General features: G+C 65.5%; 2 protein-coding genes. Both read left to right on the top strand.

What is annotated here, in order from left to right:
• On the top strand, positions 1-270 hold a 270-nt coding region (locus EG854_RS13110; RefSeq protein ID WP_164461902.1), incomplete at its 5' end, for a transposase.
• The gene (locus tag EG854_RS13105) at positions 246-653 is read left to right on the top strand and encodes an IS5 family transposase (protein WP_164461901.1); all 408 of its coding nucleotides are present in this window, start codon (positions 246-248) and stop codon (positions 651-653) included. The genes EG854_RS13110 and EG854_RS13105, both read left to right, overlap by 25 nt.
• The last annotated feature ends 11 nt before the right edge of the window (positions 654-664 follow it).

Below are 664 nucleotides of genomic sequence, written 5' to 3'. Positions count from 1 at the left end.
GTGCTGTGGGTGCTGCGTTCCGGCGCTCACTGGCAGGACCTTCCCGAGCGCTACGGCAAGTGGAAGACGGCGCACAAGCGTTTCAGCCGTTGGGCCGCAGCGGGGATCTGGGAGAAGGTATTCGACGATCTGACCAAGGATCGGGACAATCAGTATCTGATGCTGGACTCAACCCTTGTGCGGGCTCACCAGCAGGCGACGACCGGTCGGGGCAGCGGCCGAAAAAAGGGGGCCTCGACCCGGCTGTGGGGCGTTCCAGAGGCGGACTGACCACCAAGGTCCACATGGCCTGCGACACGCTCGGTCGGCCCGTCCGCTTCCTGATCGCGCCGGGGCAGAGCCACGACATCCTGGCCGTACCGGCGCTTCTGGAAGGCCATCGGCCCGGCGCCGTGCTCGCCGACCGCGCCTACGACGCCAACAGCCTTCGTGCCCATCTGGCCAGAATCGGAGCCGAGGCTGTCATCCCCTCAACCCGCTCGCGCAAGACACCGATCCCGCACGACCCTCGGATCTACAAGCTGCGCAATCGCGTCGAGCGCTGCTTCAACAAGCTCAAGCACTTCCGCCGCTTCGCGACACGCTTCGACAGGCTCGCCAGCCACTACCTGGCCTTCGTCCACATCGCTGCCTCCATGCTCTGGATGCGCTGAATGTCGATTCG

Source organism: Brevundimonas halotolerans (genome assembly GCF_003730275.1).
In the GTDB taxonomy this organism is placed as follows: domain Bacteria; phylum Pseudomonadota; class Alphaproteobacteria; order Caulobacterales; family Caulobacteraceae; genus Brevundimonas; species Brevundimonas halotolerans.
The sequence above is the reverse complement of the archived record's forward strand: the minus strand, read 5'-3'. Positions and strand labels throughout refer to the sequence as shown.